At 48.6% G+C, this 24,175-nt stretch carries 16 protein-coding genes and 2 pseudogenes; 4 read left to right on the top strand and 14 right to left on the bottom strand.

The window, feature by feature from the left end:
* Window positions 1-45: 45 nt before the first annotated feature.
* The 5 genes from J5I83_RS11205 to J5I83_RS11185 form a co-directional block, all read right to left on the bottom strand.
* The gene (locus J5I83_RS11205; protein WP_304056068.1) at window positions 46-267 is read right to left on the bottom strand and encodes a type II toxin-antitoxin system HicA family toxin; all 222 of its coding nucleotides are present in this window, start codon (window positions 265-267) and stop codon (window positions 46-48) included.
* Window positions 260-466, bottom strand: coding sequence for a type II toxin-antitoxin system HicB family antitoxin (locus tag J5I83_RS11200; RefSeq protein WP_304056066.1), 207 nt, complete (start codon window positions 464-466; stop codon window positions 260-262). The genes J5I83_RS11205 and J5I83_RS11200 overlap by 8 nt, the downstream gene beginning before the upstream one ends.
* A 400-nt stretch (window positions 467-866) precedes the next feature.
* Window positions 867-1,946 (bottom strand): hydrogenase expression/formation protein HypE, encoded by a 1,080-nt coding sequence (gene hypE, locus J5I83_RS11195; RefSeq protein ID WP_304056063.1) that lies wholly within the window; start codon window positions 1,944-1,946, stop codon window positions 867-869.
* Window positions 1,943-3,070, bottom strand: a complete 1,128-nt coding sequence (hypD, locus tag J5I83_RS11190) for a hydrogenase formation protein HypD (RefSeq protein ID WP_304056061.1) — start codon at window positions 3,068-3,070, stop codon at window positions 1,943-1,945. Before hypD ends, hypE begins: the two co-directional genes overlap by 4 nt.
* The gene (locus J5I83_RS11185; protein ID WP_304056058.1) at window positions 3,067-3,315 is read right to left on the bottom strand and encodes a HypC/HybG/HupF family hydrogenase formation chaperone; all 249 of its coding nucleotides are present in this window, start codon (window positions 3,313-3,315) and stop codon (window positions 3,067-3,069) included. Before J5I83_RS11185 ends, hypD begins: the two co-directional genes overlap by 4 nt.
* Before the next feature lie 154 nt (window positions 3,316-3,469).
* On the opposite strand from J5I83_RS11185, the gene J5I83_RS11180 reads away from it, so the two are divergent.
* Window positions 3,470-4,015, top strand: coding sequence for a L,D-transpeptidase (locus J5I83_RS11180; RefSeq protein WP_304056057.1), 546 nt, complete (start codon window positions 3,470-3,472; stop codon window positions 4,013-4,015).
* A 377-nt stretch (window positions 4,016-4,392) separates the two neighbouring features.
* Window positions 4,393-5,751, top strand: coding sequence for a hypothetical protein (locus J5I83_RS11175; RefSeq protein WP_304056055.1), 1,359 nt, complete (start codon window positions 4,393-4,395; stop codon window positions 5,749-5,751).
* A 133-nt stretch (window positions 5,752-5,884) separates the two neighbouring features.
* On the opposite strand, the gene J5I83_RS11170 is transcribed toward J5I83_RS11175, so the two are convergent.
* The 3 genes from J5I83_RS11170 to J5I83_RS11160 form a co-directional block, all read right to left on the bottom strand.
* Window positions 5,885-7,600, bottom strand: a complete 1,716-nt coding sequence (locus tag J5I83_RS11170; protein ID WP_304056053.1) for a hypothetical protein — start codon at window positions 7,598-7,600, stop codon at window positions 5,885-5,887.
* Between the two features lie 148 nt (window positions 7,601-7,748).
* Window positions 7,749-8,765, bottom strand: coding sequence for a formylglycine-generating enzyme family protein (locus J5I83_RS11165; RefSeq protein WP_304056051.1), 1,017 nt, complete (start codon window positions 8,763-8,765; stop codon window positions 7,749-7,751).
* An 85-nt stretch (window positions 8,766-8,850) separates the two neighbouring features.
* Entirely contained in the window at window positions 8,851-9,060 is a 210-nt protein-coding gene (locus J5I83_RS11160; RefSeq protein WP_304056071.1) for an acyloxyacyl hydrolase, read from the bottom strand.
* Between the two features lie 165 nt (window positions 9,061-9,225).
* Between J5I83_RS11160 and J5I83_RS11155 the strand changes: the two genes are divergently transcribed.
* Complete coding sequence (locus J5I83_RS11155; RefSeq protein WP_304056048.1) at window positions 9,226-9,720, top strand: hypothetical protein; 495 nt, start codon at window positions 9,226-9,228, stop codon at window positions 9,718-9,720.
* Between the two features lie 67 nt (window positions 9,721-9,787).
* Here J5I83_RS11155 and mfd read toward each other — a convergent pair whose 3' ends face one another.
* From mfd to J5I83_RS11125, 6 genes and pseudogenes are all read right to left on the bottom strand, one after another.
* Window positions 9,788-13,249 carry a transcription-repair coupling factor gene (gene mfd / locus J5I83_RS11150; RefSeq protein ID WP_304056046.1) on the bottom strand — a complete coding sequence of 1,154 codons (3,462 nt, stop codon included), beginning with the start codon at window positions 13,247-13,249 and terminating at the stop codon, window positions 9,788-9,790.
* Window positions 13,239-14,537 (bottom strand): MgtC/SapB family protein, encoded by a 1,299-nt coding sequence (locus J5I83_RS11145; RefSeq protein WP_304056044.1) that lies wholly within the window; start codon window positions 14,535-14,537, stop codon window positions 13,239-13,241. Before J5I83_RS11145 ends, mfd begins: the two co-directional genes overlap by 11 nt.
* Window positions 14,534-16,276: a single-stranded-DNA-specific exonuclease RecJ gene (gene recJ, locus J5I83_RS11140; protein ID WP_304056041.1), complete on the bottom strand. Its 1,743-nt coding sequence runs from the start codon at window positions 16,274-16,276 to the stop codon at window positions 14,534-14,536. The genes J5I83_RS11145 and recJ overlap by 4 nt, the downstream gene beginning before the upstream one ends.
* Before the next feature lie 116 nt (window positions 16,277-16,392).
* Window positions 16,393-21,717, bottom strand: coding sequence for a hypothetical protein (locus tag J5I83_RS11135; protein ID WP_304056039.1), 5,325 nt, complete (start codon window positions 21,715-21,717; stop codon window positions 16,393-16,395).
* A complete protein-coding gene (locus J5I83_RS11130) occupies window positions 21,714-23,171 on the bottom strand; it encodes a toll/interleukin-1 receptor domain-containing protein (RefSeq protein WP_304056037.1) in 1,458 nt (485 codons plus the stop codon). The genes J5I83_RS11135 and J5I83_RS11130 overlap by 4 nt, the downstream gene beginning before the upstream one ends.
* A 190-nt stretch (window positions 23,172-23,361) precedes the next feature.
* A pseudogene (locus J5I83_RS11125) lies at window positions 23,362-23,824 on the bottom strand (transposase); the annotation flags it as partial.
* Between J5I83_RS11125 and J5I83_RS11120 the strand changes: the two are divergent.
* A pseudogene (locus tag J5I83_RS11120) lies at window positions 23,811-24,062 on the top strand (transposase); the annotation flags it as partial. The pseudogenes J5I83_RS11125 and J5I83_RS11120 overlap by 14 nt on opposite strands.
* Window positions 24,063-24,175: the final 113 nt, after the last annotated feature.

Genomic DNA, 24,175 nt, shown 5'->3' with positions numbered 1-24,175 from the left:
GTTCAGATTGTGACTCGCTTCGCTCTCACAATCTAACCTTATCCGTTAGGCATGAAGCGCCTCGGCGAACTCTTCGGTGGAAACGCCAGCTTGCTTGAGAAGACCAGCCAGCGTGCCGGTCTTCAACTTGCGATGGCTGGGAACAACGCAGCCAGACGAACCGCGGCGCATGACGATGTGACTCCCGCGTTGACGGACGACGACGAAACCGAGCCGCTCCAAGGCCCGCACAACCTCGGCCCCGGACACAACCGGCAATTTAGGCATGTTCTGGCACTTCAAACGTAGTCAGCAATGGCCGACCAGAAACAGCAAGGGGAAATTCTTCGAGATATAGCTCTGTCGCCTCGCGCAGATTGGCCAAAGCTTCTTCTACGGTTTCGCCTTGTGTAGTCGTGCCGGTTTCAGGGTTGAATGCGACATACCCCCCTTCCGGGGCTGGGCTTAAAACAGCCGACAGTTCCATAAATTTTCTCCTTTGGTTGCAGGGGAACGAAATACCCAGCTAGAATTAGGTCTCCGAAATGACGCAACACATTACGTCAAAATGAAATCTAGCACGGTAAGTTGCGCGCTATCTCCTTATATTTTATGGAATTGCGTCGATTTAGCTTTCATCATAACAAACTTTGTTAATTCCACAAATCAATATGATGAACAAACCCATAGAACAACATCGGGGGTCTACCATCAGGTCGCGAATCAAGAAAAACGAAAGCGACGATTGAGGTTATTGTTCGCAAGAACAAGAATCCTTGATTCTGGCATCTGACTCCGTCTGATCCTTAAATTGGAATCATCTTAAAATCATCGGGATCAGGTGGTCTGTCCTTCTTTACCTTTTTCGCGGTAAAGCATTAAAATTTTCAACAAATGCGCGGCAACTGTTCTCCGCTCAGCCAGTCGACCACTCGCTGGCCACCAAAACTGGTTTCCATTTGCACAAAATGATGAGGATCTTCGATCACTTCGCCAATAATCGCAGCATCACTGCCCAGGGGATGCGCCCGCATCGCTTGCAATAATGCATCTGCCGCTTCAGGTGGGCAGATGGCGACTAGTTTACCTTCGTTGGCGATATAAAGCGGGTCAAAGCCGAGAAATTCGCAGGCTGCTCTGACTTGTTCACGAATCGGCAGTTTGCTTTCATACAGCATCATGCCCACCCCAGACTGTTGCGCAATCTCGTTCAGCGTGGTGGCAAGTCCGCCACGGGTCGGATCACGCAGCACATGAATGGTGGGAACAGCGTGCACCATGGCGGCGACCAGTTCGTGCAAGGCAGCGGTATCGGACTGGATAGTGGTATGAAAGGTAAGATTCTCACGCAGCGACAGAATGGCGATACCGTGATCGCCAAGGGTGCCCGAAACCAGAATCTTGTCACCCGGCTTGGCGCGCTCGGCTGAAATATCAATACCGTCAGGCACAATGCCGACACCGGTGGTGGTAATGAATACGCCATCGCCTTTCCCCTGCTCCACCACTTTGGTATCACCGGTAATGATGGATATCCCTGCATATTGCGCTGTTTGGGCCATGGATTCGACAATACGCTTGAGATCAGCCAGCGGAAACCCTTCTTCCAGAATAAAGCTGGCAGACAAATAGAGTGGTCTGGCACCAGACATGGCGACATCGTTGAGCGTACCATGCACAGACAGGCTGCCGATATCCCCGCCCGGGAAAAACAGCGGTGACACCACATGACTATCAGTCGACATCACCATGCGTCCGGCTGGCACGCAGAAACAGGCCTGATCATTCATCTGGCGCAGAATATCATTATCGAAGGCAGTGAGGAACAAGGTGTCGATCAGCTGCATCATCATGCGCCCGCCACCACCGTGTGTCATCTCCACCCGGCCATTTTTAAAATCGATCGGACGTACATAACCCGCTTTGGTCATTTTGGCCGCTCTAACAGGCTTCTCGTCTGGCATCATGCCGTCCTGCGGAAACGGCCATAGCTATAGTAGGCCGCACAGGCACCCTCAGAGGAAACCATGCAGGAACCAATGGGGTTGTCAGGCGTACAGACCGTGCCAAAAATTTTGCAATCCTGCGGCTGCTTGATGCCGCGCAGGATGGCGCCGCATTCGCATGCCTTGTGATCAGCGATGGAAAGTGCAGGAATGTGGAAACGTTTTTCTGCATCAAAATCAGCAAAAGCTACCTTGATCTGCAGTGCGCTATAAGGCACCCAGCCAAGGCCGCGCCATTCGAACAGACGCCGCAATTCAAACACTTCTGCCACCAGATGCTGCGCCTTGAGATTGCCTTCACGCGTGACCGCACGGGTAAATTCATTTTCCACCTCCGCCCGCCCTTGATTAATCTGTCTGATCAGCATCAGAATGGCCTGCATCACGTCAAGCGGCTCGAAGCCAGCAATGACCACGGGTTTCTGAAATTCTTCAGCGAAATATTCATACGGTTGGCTGCCAATGATGGTTGATACATGCGCAGGCCCAATAAAGCCATCCAGCGGCACCCAGCCGAGCTGGCGGATTTCAGGAGACTGCAAGATGTGCGAAATGGCGGAAGGCGTCAGCACATGATTGCAGAATACGCTGAAATTGTTCAGACCCAGTGCTTGCGCTTGCTTGATGGCAATCGCCGTGGGCGGAGTGGTCGTCTCAAAACCGATTGCAAGTAACACCACCTGCCGCCGCGGATTTTGCTGGGCGATCCTGATAGCATCCGCAGTGGAATACACCATGCGCACATCCGCGCCTTGTGCTTTGATTTTCAGCAGACTTATGCCATGGTTAGTTGGTACCCGCAGCATATCGCCATAACTGCATAAGATCACCTCCGGTTGCTGCGCCAGTTGAATGGCGTTTTCAATCCGTCCGACTGGCAGAACACAGACCGGACAACCAGGCCCATGAATCATGCGCACATTATCAGGCAGCAGCGCGGGAATGCCATAGCGTGAAATGGCGTGAGTATGGCCACCGCAAAATTCCATCAAATGATAATGACGGTGAGAATTCACTTCACGCGCAATATTGGCGGCAATTTTTTTGGCCAGTGCGCCATCACGAAATTCGTCTATGTATTTCATTCTTCAGGTTCATTAGAAGAGTGGCCCTCGTGGGTTTGCATTGCGGCAAACAACGCCAAGGTATGCTCAGCTTCGAGCGGGTCTATTTTTTGTAACGCGAAACCCACATGCACAATGACGTAATCGCCAGGCTGGACACCTTCCACCAAGGCCAGTGAAACCTCCCGGCGCACACCGCTGAGATTGACGATTGCGCAATCTTCCGAGACAATTTCTTCCACGCAAGCAGGAATAGCCAGACACATAATGACATTAAATGATCAGACAATGGAGATACATCTGAGTGACGTCACCATTGGGATGATTAATAGATTACTTTTGAAATAAACATAGTAACTTGGTTCAACTGTATTTGCCAGACTAGAAAATTTTCCTTAACCCTCTTTTCATTTTTTTCCTATGTACAGCAGATTACTCGTATTGATTTTATGCCTGTTAGCCCCCAGCCTCTCCAGCGCACATAACCATATCTGGATTAATGTGGATACCAAAAATTTGACTTTATCGGTCATGAAGGGCCTGGCGATAGAAGCTGTTTTTGAAAATATCGCGATCGGCCGCTTTGGTGCCAGCAAAGCCAGAATGATGGGTGACAACAGAACACCGCTCGGTAGTTTCCGCATTGACAGGATAAAAGAGCCAAGCCGTTATTACCGTTTCTTTGGCCTGGATTTTCCGAATCGAGAAGCCGCTGATCTTGCTCTGTCAGAAAACCGCATCACTAAAAAAACATGGCAATCCATTATCCATGCAATTGAAGCGGGAAGGACTCCTCCGCAGAATACGCCGTTAGGCGGTTATTTAGGTATTCATGGCCTAGGGCAAGGAGATCATGCGGTGCATGGGCAGCTTAATTGGACCAATGGCTGTATTGCGCTGACCAATGCGCAGATTGATCAGCTCAGCAAATGGCTCAAACCAGGTGTAATGGTTGAAATCTGGTAACAATCCGGAAGCTTTGCTCGGGCAGCAGTACACCGCAAATCAGCAAACCCCCTTCTCTTTCACCTCCTCGGACGTCACCTGACCCGCTGCCGCTAGTGATGAAGGTGGCTCCGAGATCATTATAGCGATAGTGCTTGTTAGCCTTCCGGCACAGGAGGTAGTCACAGCACAAGCTGTACTTGCAGATAGAGCAAATCCCTCCCTATTTTCAGATCGAAAGCAGCATCCACAATGCACGTTGCTTGACGAAGATTTACCCGAGGCACATCATACGTGTTAAAAATGGGTGCTTATGCCGATGAGATTTCTTGCCAGCATCCTTCCAGGCGGAATCTCAAAAAATACGGTATATGAATAAATTGAGCAGAGGAGGATAAATGCTTAAGAAAACTGCTTTAAACATCAAGCTATTCATAGCATTATTGCGCCGCTTGCTGCTCAAACCACTCGGTAAATTTGTATTGATTCCCACGCTGATGGCAATTATAGGGATCGTTGTGGTAGGCCGGATCACCGATTGGTGGAAAAGTCCCGACAGTTACTATATCTACCTGGTGGGTGATCACGTCAACAATTCAGCCATTGCTGAAATATTCAAAGGTTTCCGGGATGAAAAAGCGTGTGACCGTGGAGATGTCACCCTGCGGGAGGAAGGCATTGATGGCGTGTCCGCTATTATGGTCAAAGGGGTACCCATTAAGGTTAAATGTGTGGATGATCAAGGTGATCTTGCTGAAGTTCGTCGCATCTCAGCCGACCTCGCGCAACGTAATGACACTCTCATGGTGATAGGACACGCCTATAGCACATCGTCGAAAGAGGCGTTACCTAATTATCTGCTACAAGCGCAGCCTGCCATTCCTGTCATCCTCACCACAGAAACAAATCCACACCTGATTCCCAGCAAAAATTCGGATGGCGATTATCGGCCGGTATTCCGCTTGTGGCCAACGGATGATGAACAAGCAACCAAGTTTGCGCAATTTGTTCTCGACAATCGCAATCAAGCCAATGGCAGCCAAGTTTTTTGGGTGGTGGAAGACGAGCAGAATCCCACTTACTCTAAGTACCTGGCGCTAGAATTTATTAAAAAGGTCCAAGAAAACAAGGGACAGGTGGTGCTATGGTCAACCAATATGTCAGTGCCGCCTGGCGAAACGCTCAACCAACTGAAAATTAATTCGGTTTTCTTTGCCGGTGATTGGCAGAATGCTCTGATACTGATCAGGCAGATTAAACGGATATTTCCTCCAAATAAATTGCCAACAATTCTTTTGAGCGATCAAGCTGTTGATTCGCAACTGCTCACATACGGTACCAATGAGCTGAAAGAACTGAATGTGTATCTGGCCCATCCGCTCAAGGCGGCACAGTTCAAGGACAGTGGTTTCAGGTTGATTGGAGAAGATGCCCGCATGATTATTGATATGCTGCTTGAAGATGCCCATCAGCATTTCGCCGAAGAGAGCAAAGCCCGTTCACGATTTAAATACTGGAGTATGTTGCTCTTGAACAGGCGGGTGGTCGAAGATGCCCGCGCAGTGCTGAAATCAAGGATGGAAAAGAAGGCAGCGACCGATCGCCTTTTTAAAGGAACCTTAGGTAAATATCAATTTAGCTACTATGGCAAGAACATGGCTGCCCAATGGCATATCTGGCAGGTAAAGCAAGCGAAAAAAGGAGACAAAGATCTTCAATTCGTTGACGTTGACCAGCTGACTAAACCAGGGCAATGATCATGGCTGAACAGAAAAATATCGTAGTAGTCGCTGATAGCTCGCGCTCTCCCCAGGCGAGCCTAAACTAACTGCCAGAGACTTGGCTGTGGCAGACGGCTCAACCTGGGTATTACTTTGTTAACCGCTAGATTTACTGCGCTTTTACCCGCACGATCGCAGCATGGGGATCGCTGAGATTCTTCGATTCCTCCGCGTCCAGCACAGTGGTAGGCAGCACATGAGTTAATGTTCCGCTCGTCAGATTGGACGACAATTCAATGATACCCAGTCCAGGGCAGCTGCCATCTGCCGCATGACTGACGGTAAGCGGAAATGGCCCACGCAGCGCCACATAAATGCGCTTGCCTTTTGTATTGCCAGCCACTGAAAGATCGCCCAGATCGGGTGTCGGGTCATTGCTTTTGGCGGTGCCGAGCGTCGAGCCACAGGCGCTCGTGGTTGTCAAGCTATAGCTGCCTGCATGCTGAAATAGCTGCTTATCTTGCGACGAAGCCACCTTGAACACCTCGACATTGTTGCGGATCCGGTCCATCTGATGCAAATAGCGCGGTTTTCCTATTGAGACGTCGCTCGCGAGCACAAGACCATGCGCATCGCGATTGCTTCCTGCCGGCATATCAGCACCTGCCACTTTACCATTGTCCGCGTCTGCCCACACTGCAATAGGTGCAGGGGTATTGGGCGCATTAAACGCTGGTGCCACCGGATAATCGAGTGAGAATCGGTAGAGCGTGAATTCAGAAATGTTTGGCCCTGACGTGCCGGTATTCAGATGCATGAAACCTTCTGCTTCGACACCGCCGCAACCAGCAGCCCGGATAACGCTCATGTCGTACTCGGCTACGATCGCCATCGGTGTGCTACGCGTGTCGATCACGAACATGCCGCCCCCGCCCAAGGTCGCAAACGCATGCTGGCTGGCACTGGCAACGATTGGGCAAATGACCGTATTCAAAGGGCGAACCCCTTCGGCTTGCTTCAGCGCCCCTGTGGGTGTCGTCGTCGCTTGTCCATCCGCAACCGTTCCACTGACCGTGCATGTGATTCCATCGTCCGGATTCAGATCGGCCGCGACGGGCTGCGCGGTAATCCGGTTGGCACCGCCAACCAGATCAAGACTGGCTGCCGCATTGAAATCAAAACTGGTCACGGTACCTTTGCTATCACGTGTCACGTCGACACGCTCCAGCATACGCCCGTTCTGATTAGCGACAATGATGCTATGGCCGTTTGGCGCCCAGAAGCTCATATGGTTCTGCTGGCCGGTAGATGTGCCAGTAGCCCGGAAAAGACATACAGGCAATTTGGTTTCACCATCGACGATACCTAAATGCCCCGAAGCGACAAAGTTGAGCGCCATGTACCGATGGTCCGGACTCGGCAGAATGCCATGAATGCGCACGACATGCGCACCGGTGGTGGCATTTGCCGCGGGGAACAAGTCGGCCGTGACATCCAGCACCACAGGTTTGTCCACGGGAGGTGTTTTTTCCAAATCCGCCCCATCATAGATGCGTACAGCGCCACCATGCGTCCCGGTAGGCGCCTGCGCCGTGATTCCTTGCGTATTAGCCTGATCGCTGACCCATACTTCATATCCCCTGGCATGAATAACAGGAGTTGTCCCTATCAGTGCCATAAACGCTACTGCAAGAAGCCAGCCACCCTTCCTTAATGTCCGGTTAATGCCGATGGGCCGCGCTAATGTTGCCATGAGCGGCTCCCTGCCATTTCCGGCATAAACTGATTGGTTACACGTCGCTCCTGCCAGATTACTGCTGGTCATAGCAGGCGCTATGATTGCTGTATTCTCAGCTAATCGAAATTTACTGTTACACGCTTCCATAATAGATAACTCCTTTCATGTTTGGAGGTAAGCAAAATCCGCTCACGCTTGATGATCGATTCAGTCTGAATAGTATAAAATCTATTTAGCGGAAGGGGTTGATTAACTGTTCTTTCAAGAAAGCAAGAATTGCTTAGGCAGTGCCCGTTCAGCGCAGTGGCACTTCGCGCACCAGACGCATGCCAACCAGGATGTAGCGCGAGCTCGGCGAAAGCCAGTTGCGATAGGACGAGCGGGCGTACAAAGCCCAGGTATGCCAAGAGCCGCCGCGCCGCACTCGTACGTTGCCATGGGCTGGTCCTTGTGGATCGTCGAGGGGCGACCCCCTATAGTAATCCTCCCTATACCAGTCAGAAACCCATTCCCACACGTTACCATGCATGTCATAAAGTCCCCAGGCATTCGGCGCAAAGCTACCAACAGGTGCAGTGAAAGGAAAGCCATCATGAGCAGCGAGCGCAAGATCTGCCCAGCGTAACCAATACTCCTTGGCATCCAAATCAAAAATATTGGCGACCTTGTGTAAGGATTCCGGATTATCTCCATTGGTATAACGGGTACGCGTACCGGCGCGGCAAGCATATTCCCATTCTGCCTCAGTGGGTAAGCGATATTTTACGCCCTCCTGTTCACTGAGCCATTTTGCCAGCGCCACGGCATCGTTCCATGTTACATTTACGATCGGGTGATTGTCTCCCTGGACAAAACCCGGATTGTGCCAGGAGTATTTCGGATCACGTCCCTCGAAAGCGTCGCCACTATCAGCTTTTGCAGCGTCATAATTGGGGTTGTATCCATAGCCACCTGTACCGTCTGCTACCGATTCCGGGGTATAGCCTGAAGCTGCTATAAATTGACGGAACTGTCCGACAGTCACCTCAAACTGACCCAGGTAGAAAGGTCGCGTGACGCGAACCCGGTGCACTGGCGCTTCGTCCCCCAGCTCCAGCACTCGACGGCGCTCATACTGCGGATAGGTCTTTGACAATACATCTGCTGACTGATCGCTGCCCATCAAGAATTCACCCGCCGGTACCAGGACAAACTTCATGCCGAGGGAGTTCTCTATCGCTGCGGAGGATAAACCCTGATCATCAGCAAGGATTGATGCAGAGCTCATTAAAGCATGCACAAAAATCAGCATCACAGTCAGCAGATGTCGCATAAATCATCTCCGCTTATTTAGGGATAATGTGGGTTTCATTATAGCTGGATTTCCATCCATGGCATGTCGCTATCAAAATAGCAATCTAAAAGCGGTAACCAAAACGCCCATCCAATCCAAGGAAGGTGTCCATCCCTTCATTATTATCAGCGAGGGAAGCGTTAGAAACGTGGTCAAAGTATACCGATAATGCACTTCTGGTGCCAAGGCGATAGCCGATTTCGATCGGAATGCGAAATAGAACCTGTGATCCGAGCGTCTTGCGATCATTGTGCTCAAGATTGAGCTTTGCTATAAATCCATAAAACTAAAGTTATCAGATAATCTATCGTTATTAATAATAAGAGATCAGAAACAGTATTTATTCTGTTGATACTTCAATTTGAGAATTGATCATAATGGTGATCAGTTTTTTTCTTACGCCTAATGATGATAAGTAGGCAATAGATGGGGTTGTCATATGTGCTTATTTCATCTTTTCAAGAAAACGCCGTATATCCAAACGTTATTCGATAATTTCTTCCAGGATATGGTGATAGTCGATGTTATCGCTGCGATTGATATTCCAGTAATGACTATCAATGGTGTTAAACAACGCGCTACCGCGGACATCTTTTTTAATGGATACGGCAGAATGCGGCCATATCGTATTGATAGCTTCAGGGATGAAATAGATACCACGGTGTGGCTCTTTGATTCGTTCTGCGTGCTCGAATTAAATATAACTCATGATCCCGCAAAGCAATTTGTAGTATTAAAACACACCAGCAAAGCGCTGGAAGAACTACCGGATAAGGCCGCAGAAGCAGTATTAAGGATCAGGATGCTGCAACTTAAAGAGGTTATTCTAAAAATGCAAAAGCCTTTTGAGTTGATGCTGTTCAAAGAAACAATTGACTTCTTCAATAAGCACCAACAAGACGCAGTCAACATTAGCAAGAATAAATACTATTGATTCCTTCGCTGGAGCCATACCGCTTTCAATAGCGGCAGACTGCGCCAATCGAAGTAATCCGGGCGCATTATTCCTGCGCCAGCATCTCCATCAGTTTGCGGATACGCTTGACCCGTTCTGCCACATCTGGAATTTTCACCTGGACTTTCAGGCGATCCGGGCCAGTCAGGCTATATTCCCGGCTGCTCTGAATAAGCGCGATGATGTTGCCCGCTTCAATCGGCGGATTGGGAACAAATTGAATATGTATACTGTCCGCGCTGGCATCGATCCGTATTATGCCGAGCGGTTTAGCGGCAATACGCAGCCGGTGGCAATCGAGCAAGGCCCGGGCTGGATCGGGTAGCAAGCCAAAGCGGTCGATCAATTCCCGGTGCATTTCATCCAGTTGCACATCATCGGTGCAATTGGCCATGCGTTTATATAACACCAGACGCTCATGAATATCGTGACAGTAGTCTTCCGGCAGAAGCGTGGGCACATGCAGCTTGATTTCGGTAGCGATGCCGAGCGGCTGTTGCATATCTGGCTCACAACCCGCCTTGAGTGATTTGATCGCGTTCTCCAGCATGGTGCTGTAGAGATTGAAACCGACTTCCTGCATTTCGCCGCTTTGCGATTCGCTCAGCACTGCTCCGGCACCGCGGATTTCCAGATCATGCATTGCCAAGTAAAAGCCTGAGCCAAGTTCTTCCATCGCCTGAATTGCTTCCAGTCTTTTTTTAGCTTGCGCACCCAGCGCTTCTTCATCCGGCGTCAACAGATAAGCATACGCCTGATGGTGGGATCGCCCTACCCTGCCGCGTAATTGGTGCAACTGCGCCAAGCCGAACTTATCCGCCCGGTGGATGATAATGGTGTTAGCGCTCGGAATATCAATCCCAGTTTCGATAATGGTGGTACAGAGCAGCAGGTTGAAACGTTGCTGATGAAAATCCCGCATGACATGCTCCAGTTCGCTTTCCCGCATCTGCCCGTGTGCGATATGGATGCGCGCTTCCGGCAAGAGTCGCGACAGTTTCTCATACATGTTCTGGATAGTGCTGACTTCGTTGTAGAGAAAATAAATCTGACCGCCGCGCTTCAGTTCACGCAAGCAAGCTTCGCGAATAATGCCTTCGGAGAACGAATGAACAAAGGTCTTGATAGCCAGCCGCCTTTGCGGCGCAGTAGCGATGATGGAAAAATCGCGCAACCCTTCCAGAGACATGGCGAGCGTGCGCGGAATCGGCGTCGCGGTCAATGTCAGCACATCCACTTCAGCGCGCAGCTTCTTCAACTGCTCTTTCTGGCGCACGCCAAAACGGTGCTCTTCATCGATGATCACCAAGCCGAGATTTTTGAATTTGACTTTCTCCTGAATCAGCTTATGTGTGCCGATAATGATGTCTATTTGTCCTTGGGCCAGTCCTTCCAGGGCTTGCGTCTGCTCTTTGGCGGAACGGAAGCGCGATAGCTCGGCGATCTTCACCGGCCACTGATCAGCAATCAAGCCGAAGCGATCCGAGAAATTCTGAAAATGCTGTTCCGCCAGCAAGGTGGTGGGAACCAGCACTGCTACCTGCTTGCCATCCGCCACTGCAATAAATGCCGCGCGCAGAGCAACCTCGGTTTTACCAAAGCCGACATCGCCGCAAATTAGCCGGTCCATCGGTTTGCCCGAAGTCAGATCGCTGATGACCGCCTCAATCGCCGCTGCCTGATCAGCCGTTTCCTCAAAGCCGAACCCTTCTGCAAACGCCTCATAATCATGCTGTCTAAACCTGAAAATATGCCCTTCACGTGCTGCGCGCTGGGCATACAAATTCAGCAATTCAGCGGCGGTATCACGCACCTGTTGCATGGCCTTGCGTTTGGCCTTTTCCCATTGCCCGCTGCCAAGTTTATGCAAAGGCGCTGTTTCAGGCGACACACCGCTGTAGCGGCCGATGACATGCAGTTGCGAAACGGGGACATACAGCTTGTCGCCTCCATCGTATTCCAGCGCAAGAAACTCGCTGGTCTGACCCGGCTCACCTTCACCCAGATCCATATTGACCAGACCGAGATAACGGCCAATGCCGTGCTGCTCATGCACCACCGGATCACCCGGCTTGATTTCCGACAAATCGCGCAGCATGACATCCGTCGAAGTTGCCTTGCGTGTCTCGCGTTCACGCCGTCCATGCACATGCGTCGCATACAGTTCGCTTTCAGTAATCAGCGCGTAGCGATCGGCAACAAGGATATAGCCGTTATGCAGCGGCGCGACGCTCAGCATGAAAGGTTCGCTGCTCGCCTGAAATTCGGCATAATCCTTGCAGATCTTGGGGAACAAGCCATATTCATGCAGATACTCAGCCATCAGTTCGCGCCGTCCCATGCTTTCTGCCAGCAGCAGCACACGCCCGCCTGCTAACGTAAATTCAGCGACAAATGCAGTCAGCTTTTCCAGCGGATTAGCCGCATGACGGTCCACCCGCACGGCTGGCAGAAACTGGGTAGAAGATTCAGTGGCCGTATCTTTGTCAGCTTGAAGTTGAATACGCGCATAAGGCTTTAGTTTGCCAAAGAAGCCATCGGTGGTCAGAAACAGCTCGGCAGGCGGCAGCAGGGGGCGATCGGTATCACCCCGTAACAGCTGGTAGCGCGATTGTGTATCGCGCCAGAAATTATCCACCACCGGATAAATGTCCTGATGCAGACATAACAGACTGTCTGCCGGCAGATAATCGAACAAGGTAGCCGTTTGTTCAAAAAAGAGCGGCAAATAATACTCGAGCCCTGCCGGTGTGGCACCTTTACTGATGTCCTTATAAATGCGGCTACGGGAAGGATCACCTTCAAATTTCTCACGAAAATTGACACGGAAACGCATGCGCCCTGCTTCATCCAATGGAAACTCACGTGCAGGCAGCAGTCTGATTTCTTTGACCGGATAAATACTGCGCTGGGTATCTACATCGAATGTGCGGATCGATTCGATTTCGTTATCCAGTAAATCCATGCGATATGGCAGCGGACTGCCCATGGGAAACAAATCCACCAGGCCGCCGCGCACACTGTATTCACCAGGTGATAATACCTGCGTCACATGCGTGTAGCCGGCCAGGGTCATCTGACTGCGCAATGCAGCCAAATCAAGCACATTACCCTGCTTGACAAAGAAAGTATGCGCCGCCAGAAATTCCTTGGGCAACATACGATACAGCGCAGTGGTGACGGGCACGATTAATACGTCGCAGGCTCCGTTCATGACCTGATAGAGCGTTGCCAACCGTTCGGATATCAAATCATAGTGCGGCGAAAAGGTATCGTAAGGCAACGTTTCCCAGTCTGGCAACAGATGCGCCTTCAGCTCAGGTGCAAAAAAAGGCAGCTCCTCGAGTAATCTCTGCCCATCCAGCGCGTTAGCGGTGATAATCGTCAACGGTTTAGTCAATTGCGCGCAGCGCGCCAGTTCTGCCAGAGCACATGCGTCGCTGGAACCGGCAAAACCAGCATAGCGCATCAACATGCCAGAGGCGGGTAAAGCAAATTTAAATTGCATGATCTATCACTTCATTTCCAAACAATATCAGCGCGCCACCCAGACCTACTGCCGTCATGATCATGCCAAAAGCAGCACGCTTGGCCAGTAGCGAACTACCAATCATAAATATCAATCCCAGCTTAAAGATGATATTGGAAATGATGGCCAGGGTAATGGCAGTGACTGCTTCTGCCGTCTGTAGCTTACCCAAATCAAGCAAGCGCAGGCTACTGACTGTAATGGCATCGACATCGGTTAAACCGGAGATGATGGCGACTATATACAGGCCGCCGCTGCCAGCAATATCCGATAACCAGGCACTCAACAGCAGCACCACGGCATAGAGTATGCCAAACCCCGCTGCCGTGGTGAGTTCAGCAGGGTTCTTGGTTTCCGGTATCAGAACATTTTCCTGCCGGGTTAAATCACGCCACCAGAAAACAGCCGCAATCAAACCAAGCATCAGACCGACACTCAGTATCGGTAACAGTGTCGCTAATATCACCGGAGAAATGACTGCGCTGATAACAGCAAGTCTGACCAGAACTGTCAGATTGGCAAGCAGAATCACCACCACCGCCAATTTCGTTAGATCCGGATTATCTCCGCTGCGGCGCGTAAACACCATGGTAGTAGCAGTACTGGATACCAGTCCACCGAACACCCCCAGCAGAACAGCACCATGGCGCTGACCGGTAAAACGTAATGCGATATAGCCAGTAAGACTAATACCCGATATCAATACGATCATCAACCAGATTTGATAGGGATTGAGCGCCTCATAGGGTCCGTAATTGTTATTAGGCAGGACCGGTAAAATGACAAAAGTCAGCACAGCAAACTGCAGCATCGAAATCAGATCACGGCGGTCAAGATTATGTGTCAAGCCATGCAGCTCGGCTTTAAAATACAGCAAAATAGTGGTGACGATGGCGAGCATCACTGCCAGCGTGGATTCCTCGTGCCAGACGAGAGCACCTAATCCATAGCACATCAGGATCGCCACAACCGTGGTGGTGCCCGGATCGGCTAATTCATCATGCTCACGCTGCTCACGCAGATAGGCGGCGATCGTCATGACTCCCACCAGCAGCAATCCCCCAAAGAGCAGCCAGGGTGAATGTGTTTTTTGTGACAGCATGGCAGCAAGTGTGCCAAACAGTGCGACCAGAGCAAAGGTTCGTAACCCTGCTTTAGCTGCTGGACGACGCTCGCGTTCCAGCCCGATCAGCAGACCGATAGCGAGACTAGTAGCAAATGTAGTGAGATACTGAAGCTCTTCACTCGCCAAGAAAGTACTATTCATGTCGTTATCGAGCCAATGGGAGTCCAATGCTCAAGCAACAGTTGCAGGGTGGTATTACCATTATACTCATTGACTTGCACGCGAAATACCGTGTTAATCCTTGAGGGTAGCGGAGCCGCCTGGAAAAACAGGATGGCATCGTAACTACGGTGCGAGTCAAATTTCTTCAGCCTTAATTTTAAATGTTTTTCAGCGACAACACGCTGACTCTCCACATAAAAATGCGCATTAAAACTCGGCTCGGGGAAGCCTTGTCCCCATACACACTCAGCTAGACAGCGTGCAAGATCGAGATTCAGTTCATCATCCGCCAGTTCACCATCGGTCTCTATGACACGGACCAAATCTGCAGGCGTCAGCAGCATTTGTGTGACCCGCTCGAAAGCAGTCCGGAAATCCTCAAAATTTTGCTCATGTACCGTCAGCCCCGCTGCCGCAGCATGACCACCAAATTTCAGAATCAAACCAGGATGACGTTTGGCCACGAGATCGAGTGCATCCCGCAAATGAAAACCTGGAATGGAGCGGCCGGAACCTTTGATTTCTCCTGCATTGCCCGGCGCAAAGGTAATTACTGGACGATGAAATTTTTCCTTGATCCGGGAAGCGAGCAAGCCAATCACACCTTGGTGCCAGTTCGGGTCATACAGGCATAAACTGTAGCAAGATTCAGTTGCCGGTTTCTGCGCTTCAATGATAGTTGCCAGCTTGTTCAACGCATCATGCTGCATATCTGCCTCAATCTCACGCCGCTGACGATTGAGTTCATCCAGTTGAGCAGCAAGCTGATGCGCCCTCAATTCATCATCAGTAATAAGACATTCAATACCCATGGTCATGTCATCAAGCCGGCCGGCTGCATTGAGTCTTGGCCCGACGATAAAACCCAGCTCATAAGTGGATGCCTGCCGGTAATCACGTTTTGCCACTTGTAATAAAGCATTGATACCGGCGCATGCTCGCCCCTTACGGATACGCTGCAAGCCTTGCTGCACCAGGATGCGGTTGTTGCTGTCGAGTCTGACGACATCCGCCACCGTCCCCAGCGCCACCAGATCAAGTAAACTGGCCAGATTGGGTTCTTTGCCGGCAGCAAGGAACGCGCCCCGCTTGCGCAGCTCTGCGCGCAATGCCAACATCACGTAGAAAATGACGCCCACGCCGGCAAGATGTTTGCTCGGAAAACTGCAGCCAGGCTGATTGGGATTGATGATCACGGCTGCCTCGGGTAACCGGTCTCCTGGCAGGTGGTGATCGGTGATCAACACCTGCATGCCGAGCTGGTTAGCTTCCTGTACACCCTCCACACTGGCAATGCCGTTATCCACGGTGATGAGAATATCCGGCTGCCCGGCAGCATGCATCGCAGCAAGTTGTACGATTTCCGGGGTCAGGCCATAACCATATTCAAACCGGTTAGGAACAAGATAATCCACTCTGGCGCCCAATTCTCTCAGCGCACGGATAGCGACGGCACAAGCAGTCGCTCCATCGGAATCATAATCCGCCACGATCAGCAGATGTTTCCGCTCACTAATGGCATCAGCAAGCAGTGCCGCCATGTGCGCCACATTGTTTAACTGCTCAAATGGCAGCAACCGTGATAATTCAGTCTCAAGCTGTTGCGGCTGTTCAATGCCGCGCGCGGCATAAATACGCGCCAATACCGGCGGCAAACCGTATTGATTGAGCGTGTCAAAAGCGTATTGAGAAAAACTGCGGGTCGTGATGTTGGGCATTTGCCCGCTATTTTAACATCTAGCCCAGGAAACGTTTAGCTCAGATAAGCCTTCTAAATTGAGTAAACGAGCTTTCCCCTCACCCGACTCCTATCCTATTATTTTGTTGTATAAGGTTACATATTCTTATTTGCTTTATCTTCTAGGGAAAAGTTTTCTCCACTATCAATACGGTTGATGAGACTTTTGGCTATACTATATTCATGAAATTCCCTTCGATCAGTGCTAATCACTTTGGCAAGACGATTCCGGAAAGCCCGATTGTCTTGATCGCGTATCCAATGGTACAAGGCATTGTAAAAATACCACTCGCAAAGGAAACCCTGGCGAGATATCTCTGCATTGGCAAAAGGTGACGAGTCAAAATTCTCAGCATTTTCGAGCAAATCAAAAATTTCTTCTTCTGTAACCTTGTCCATATAAAAACCAATCAGCTTTTCGCGCCAGACGGACATATAGTCTCCACGCTCAGGTTGCAACCGTATCGGCCAGCTGCTGGGATTTATCTCATTCCACCGCATTCCTAGTCGATTCGTTGCCTCCTCGGTCTGCCCCATGCGCACGAACGTCCAATATTCAGCCAATCGCAGATAATCTCGGTAATCATGTGAAGTCTTATAAAATTCATTGAAATCCGTTTTAAGCGCATTACTGTCAATAGGACTTGGTGCAAACATTCGACTAAGGCTACGTAGATATAGTAAATCAGGACCCAATTTGTTTTCATGAGCAGCTTCCAAACTTTCTAAGGCCTCAATGAATCTGTTGTGTGCCCAGAGCATTACTACGCGTCTTAACTCAATCTCGTCACGTGTGGCTTCGTTTTTGGCTTTGTCCTCTGCCTTTTCTAATGTCTCCTTGGTACTCTCTAAATCCCCCGCTCCAAATGAAACCAATGCACGCTGAACATAGGCTAATCCTGGATCAAAATTGCTTTTAGGTTTAAAGCTTAGTTCTGCAGCCTCGTTAAAATACTTGATCGCTTCGTCAGCGTCTGCGCTGTCTGCGCTATTTCCCATACTCCACAAGGTATGATGGGCAATCCCCCGAACGAAGCTAAGCCAGGCAGCTTGCGTTAATTGCTGGTTTTCTTCTATACGATGAAGGTTTCGTTCTGCTTGATTCAACAACTGTAATGCCCCTTCAGCACCTCCCCGGCTGATTTGACTGAACGAAAATGCCAATTGAAATGGAATCCAATAGCTATTCTCTACCAAAGTAGGTAAAGGTTTCAGCATATCAAGACACCATGCGCCAACTTTTTTGTTATCAGAACAAAGTAGAAGAATTTCCTCAAAAGCTGCTTCAGCCTGCTGCAAAGGCAATTTAGGAAGCGCATCAAGTAAAAGTTCTTTGATCTGATCGAGATAGGATGGCGGCGCCTTATCTTTAGCATCATCTGATCCCAAATGCGCCAATAAACTGAGGTAGCCCAACCAATTTTTCTCTTCAGGGGCCCAATTTTCATGCCTACTCAATTCTGTCTCAATTTTTTCTTTCCACAGAGAAGGGTTATTGTTCTGTGCAAATCCGCTTGAAATTTGGCATAACCTCATCTTTCGTTGCAGATGAGGAGGCAATGTCTCACCATAATCTTCCATAAAGGCATTCAGCTTGCTTGCGACGCTCTGAGCACGTTCTACATGAGCAGCAAACCGACCGGGTTCTAGACTGCAGGCTGTTTTCAATTCAAGGGTATCAATCGGCTCAACCACCCTGCCATAAGCCTGAACAAACACTTCCTTAGCTGTATCCGAATCAGTCTTCTTAAGCCATTGCTCAAACTGTTTACCCGCTTCATCTAAATCACCCAAAATCAACGGGCCCATACCAGAAAGTTTAACTTGGTCTATGCTTGTAGCTGTATCCCCGGCTCGCACATTCAGGCGCGCCTGCTGAGTATTTCGCAGCCCTTCTCCCAAGCAGGCATAGTCTAGCGGCCCGCACACTTTCTCCCAGAATACCAATGAATGCATCAACCAGGAAAAATGACTCAGGCTAGCGCCCTCTAATAGCGTGATCTCAACGTCTGAGGCTTCCAATCCAGGTCGCTTACTCCACCCTTCAGCCAATATTTCCCGTAAAAGTAATTTAAGCTTACTGACATCATACCGCTCAGAAAGCCACTCTCTGATTCCCTTTGGCAATTCATCCCGCAACCAAGCTGTCTCTTGAATAGTTATCCAAAGAGGAAGCGCAACATTAAGCCGTCCCTTTAAATACCCCAGAATCTCTTTAGCCTTATCGGTCGACGAAGCAGTAAAGCTCCTGCCTTCGTTGTAAACCTCTATCCTGAACTTCTCTGGAGATAATTCATCATCTACTCTAAATCGAACTCCAGGTATGTGAACTCCCCGCTCTTCCCTGATCTCTTTTCGCAATTCTTCAATACTTGCCTGAATCCCTTTATCCAGCACATCATCTGGAGCGATAAAAGTTTTTAAATCAGGAGCAATTGCAATCCGTAGCGGGTGTCCTGGGCTGTATGCTTTATCTATTATTGCTTCTATTGAATAACTACTTTTTACCTTTTCGTATTCCTTCACTACTTGACTCAAGCAGTCGGTATTATTTTTTGTAGCATTTCCATCTGATAGGCTTTCCAACAAAAATCGGAGCTCTGAAAGCGATTTCTTTTGAACTAAATCAGCCTTCAATTTATCTACCAACTGTTTTAACCCCTTGGTTGATTGGCAGGCTGCCTCGACTGTCTCCTTACTAAAGGATAGCATTTCCTTGTGTAGAGCACCCACAATAACCTCACCTGGAAATCTCGCCGGTGCCGTACTATATTGATTGATTCCATCAAGCACCAAGTAATATTCAGGAGGATAAATCCCCTGATATTTAAGCGCATTCCAAAGAGGAATTGTCCAGCGTGGTACCCACCACCAATTTTTCAACTCGCTTTCTTCAGAAACACTGCGTGCATCTAATTGTTTATGATAGAAATCAAGTAATTCTTTTACGTCACGATAATTTTTAAAGCTACTATCGAGATGAAGGAGTGTATCCGAGTAATTTTTGTTCTTGAATTTAATATCCAGTTTCGTCTGAGACTCTTTCCGATCCGGGATATCCTCTCTTGCCTGGCTTGGAGTTTCTATTGTTCTATCACCAAAAACTGCATTCGGACTTTTCTCAGATGGGTGAGAAGCTTCAGTAGAAGTTTGCAAATTATATTGTTCAAAGACAACTTGATATCCTTCGTCACCCATCTCAATAACCAACCGCAGTGGAATGGATATTCCCAAGCTCCCCTTAGATACAGCAAGTTCTCGCCAAAATGTTTGTAGCATTCCCTCTTTCACAGCTTTACTCTTTGGCAGATATAAAGTGACTAGTGGAGACTCTTCACTTTTGTGTTCTGATACCGATTGGATTTCCTTGCTCGATTCTCCACTCTCGCGCTTCGCTACCGACTGGATTCCCTTCTCCATCGCTTGCCACTGGGCAACAGGATAAACTTTGGAATCAAACAGTTTTTTCTTATCTGCATCTTGTAAAACGCGCACAAGTTTATCGATCGCATCTTGTTTCTCGTCTTTTTCTTGACTCCGCGAATACTTGCTCCAGTAATAAATTGCCACACTATCGAGACGATTTTCAGCATATCTTTCTCTCTCGTCCTGGGACATTGCTTTTAATTCTTCTATTACCCCCCAAGTCTTCTTATATTCCTGCCAAAAGAAATAATCGAATGCAAAGTAAACGCTTATGCCTATAAGCAGGGAAGCCAGCGCTAATTGCAATTTTCGCAATTTTTTCCGCTCCGCTTTTGAGATAGCTTGTTCGCTTGCGTCAATAAATTCCTGTTCCAACTCGGATAAATTGGAGAGCTGCTTCGCGTATTGCAATTGCCAGCCCGTCAACAAACCCTCGCGGGGCCTATTGGCTTGTTCCCAGCGTCTGGCAGCTTGCATCAAGGTAAGGCGCTGCTTATACGTTTCTCGCTTTTCTGCAATCCATTCAATCAAACACCCCCAGTTTCGCAGGAGTGACTCGTGTTTGATTTCGACAATTTTATCCTTATCACCTACCCCCGCTTTTACACGGATATAATCGTTTTCAACCAATAAATCGAGTACACGTCGCGTATTCGCTTTTCCTGCTGCTATAAGCTGGCGCTGGAGGAATGGTTGACGATAAACCTCAAGGAGTTCATCCACGCGTACAAGCTCTAGTAAAATGCGTTTTACTTCTTCCCGATCTTCTAATGGAAGACGGTTGTAAAATTGGTCAGCGGCATTGCTTAATGCTTGCATCGGCCCGAAGGGTAAAGCTTTGTCTCCTTGATAGCCGCCAACTTGTTTGTAGATGTCCCAGGTAATCCGGTTTCGATGGTTAGGACGATTTTCCCAAAGAGCACGCAAGGTAAATTGCAATAGTGGCAGTACAGTGGGTTGACCAAGAACTTTTTGTATTAAATCATCCACAATCCCGGGCTGGAATTGTAGATTGACACGCTTGGCGGGCTCTTCGATGACCTCCCGTAGTTCCTCATAGCCCATGGGTCGTATGAAATACCAAGCATCGTTTGGCTTAATATATTTTTCATACAATACGCCCAAGCCGGACATGTAATCCTTGAATTCCTCACGCATAGTCAGGATGATTCGGTGATTGGGCTTGGCTTCGAGGAATTGGGCCAGGCAATTTACGAATATATCTCGATCGTCTTGGCCAACAAGCGTAAATAATTCTTCAAACTGATCAATAGTAATCAGGGCAGAGGGTGCACTCGCACCACCAAGCATGACAGAAAGATATGTTGGATTTTTTCGAAGGTGCTGAATGTCAGTTTCGATGAGTTTATCAGTCCCATCACCCCCATTTTGAACAGCTCTCATCAGATGAAAAAGTGGTGTATTTCCAGGCGTAAAGGGAGGGATAATCCGAAGATTTAGGCTGATGCTCTCTTTTAACCTCGGCAATACCCCACCCATGACGAGTGATGATTTGCCACTGCCCGATGCTCCTAACACCACTATCAAAGGCATTTTTTCAATCAAGTCAATCAGATTTTTAATATCTGCTGTACGGCCGAAAAAAAACTCTTTCTCATTCTCTCCAAATGCTTCCAGGCCAACATAAGGTCGCGGCACATCAGGTAAAAGTGGAAGTTGTTGTTCGTCAAAGCGGGCGAGTTGCACCCGATCAACATTAATACCCGCACGAACCAAAGCTGAAGCCCAATAATCCAGGAGCGCCTGACCGGCTATTCGTTCTTGGATATCCTCTAGACAATTGCCACTGAACGCCCCTTTCTCCAAAAAACCCAGAATTTCGGGTTGCATTTTATGGATTGCATCTGCTTCACTCGCTTGATTGAAATTGTCTCCAAGCAATTGATCCAGCTCTTCGAGAAGTTGTGCATGGACATTCCTCAAATCATTCAGGCTTTCTATGGAAGTAATTTCTGGGTTGATCGATGGCGTCATGATTGTCCTCTTTTGCATAGATCAAGAAGTAATTCGAGACGCGGCAAAGTCTTTTGACTTAGTTTGTTACAAAAATCCTTGAGAGCGCTGTCTACATTCTGAAAGATCGCAGTAAGTCTCCAGAAATATTCGGCTACAGCATCATTGATTATTGTTTTATTTTTCTGATCGAGTGCACTTTGAATTTCCGCTTCTTTCTCTTCCATTTCCTTTATCCGATTATCCAAAGTCTCAGAAAAAGGGGGTTTAAGCAAATTCCGTGCACGGACCTGGATACTCTCCCATATCCGAGGGGATATACCGATATTTCCCGCATAGATTGTCCGTAGCTCTGAGTCCAGATGTTGCAACAGAGTGTGTTCATTTACACGTGTAGCCAGTTCGCAACCTATTTGCCGTAACACATCAATACCACAGATAAGACGTTCATATTTTGGAAAATCTTGTGTTGTTCCAGAAGTAAGGATATCTTGTAATTCAGACATGAGATCTGCTATACGTTCAAGCTCAAGTTCAGCAGCGGCACTTACGATACATTGGTCAAGTCGGGTAGGAATAACTGAAAGTAAGGTACTAAGCTCACCAATTAAAATCGCACGATTCTCTTTATTCTGGTTCTCGATAGCAACCTTGAATGCCTCAGTGGTACTGTCAAGCTGTCCTATAATAAGTTCTCTCAAACCAGATTGAATTTCAGCATTCTGGATACTATGGCGTATTAGCTTAACCTGTTCATCAAACAAGCTTTTCTGATGCTTAATAGGAGATTTGGCACCCTGCGCTACGATTGACTGAAAATAAGTTTCAATATTGTGGAATGCATCATGAATTCTCTTGAATAACTCCAATTTCTGAAGCTGCCGGCAAGTCTGCTCGATTCTTTCCTGAGAACGTCCTACGATGCCGGCCACTTCCGGTTCTGTCATTAAATCTGTCAACAATTGCAAGCCGGTGCTTACCAAGCTGTAATCATTCTCAGCGATGGATTTCCTGGAAGTAAATTTCACTACTTCTTTGACAAGGTTCCGGATATCATCATCCCAACAAGTTTCAGAAAATTTTATCGCTTGTTGTTCACAGAAAAGCTGAAGCTCAGGATTCTCCGGAAACTCACTTTTTTCTGGTGGCTGTACATCATTCATCAAAACAGGAATTAGCGGAATTTTCCGATTCATGGCCGTAATAATCTCTTCACGCACCCAATCATCTGGAAAGTCTAATCTGCGACGGCCATCACGCTCACAATTAACCCATTGTGACCCAATCAATGCTAATAGAACATCACACTCTGCTAGCTGGGCACGAAGTGTTTCAACGTAGTTTGTGCCTGCCCGGATATCTTCAGTATCCATGAATACACGATACTTACCAAATCGCCTGGACAAATCATCATAAAACTGCTTTGCCGAAGGACCAGTATCTATCCGTCGATAACTTATAAAAATTTTTGGCATTTAAGTCTCCAACAATCAGGGTTTTCTAATAGCGCTTATTTATTAGCAAAACAAATCACTTCCAATATGAATCTGATGCAGCGGAGACACTATATGACTCAATAATTTATCAAAAATACAGAATTAAAATATACGTACAAATACGTAGGAATAATACTTATTGGTAAGCAGTCAAAAAATTCTTTGTCTGACTCAAATTCGCGCGTTTATAGCCGCGTCGGACGACGAGAGACTGGAACTTCGATTTGAACACCGACCGGGTACGACTGGCGGCATGAGCGAACTCACAAAGTAGCCGTCGGACATAGGGGTTGCCCTTGCGGACACGTCCAGATTTGCGTTTGCCGGCAGATTCATGATTGCCGGGACAGATGCCGACTTTGATGCCAGGCGATCGGTCGGCACTGCCGAAGGCATCCATGTCAGTGCCAATTTCGACTAGCAGCATAGCCAGCGCCAATGAGGTCAACGCCAGGCAGGATCTGCAACAGCGCCAGCGTGTTCCGTTCGTCCTTAAGTTCATCCAGAAGTTTAGTATCGAAACGGGCGATGCGCGCTTCGATCACCTCGATGTGTTGCATGAGTTCGTCGAGCACAAAATAGTGGCTTGCCATCAATTCCCTCTGCAGGGCGTCAAAGATTTCCTCACAGCTTGTATGGCGCTGTCAGATCCGCCCACTGCTGGAAAGTGCGCGCAAGAAGACCAGTCCACGTCGAATCGATTTGTACGAAGTATTTTGTGCGGTGTTGTATTTACTCAAGAGCGGTTGCCAGTGGCGCATGTTGCCAAGCGAATTTCAGAAGTGGCGCACGGTCCATTCGTACTTTGCCATTTGGAGCGAGCCGGATAAAGATGGAGTAAGCCTGCTGGAGCGGGTACTTAGTCGATCCTGAAAAACTGCCTCAATGACCATCTTGGATCAGCAGTTTCAAAAGGCAGTGTACTAATAAAGCCAAAATCGAGCAGTTTGGTTCTCTTCCATCAAATAATTTGTGTGGTTTGC

The organism is Nitrosomonas communis, assembly GCF_024102715.1.
GTDB classification, from domain to species: Bacteria; Pseudomonadota; Gammaproteobacteria; order Burkholderiales; family Nitrosomonadaceae; genus Nitrosomonas; species Nitrosomonas communis_B.
Note: the sequence above shows the minus strand (reverse complement) of the source record. Positions and strands in the feature narration are given on the sequence as shown.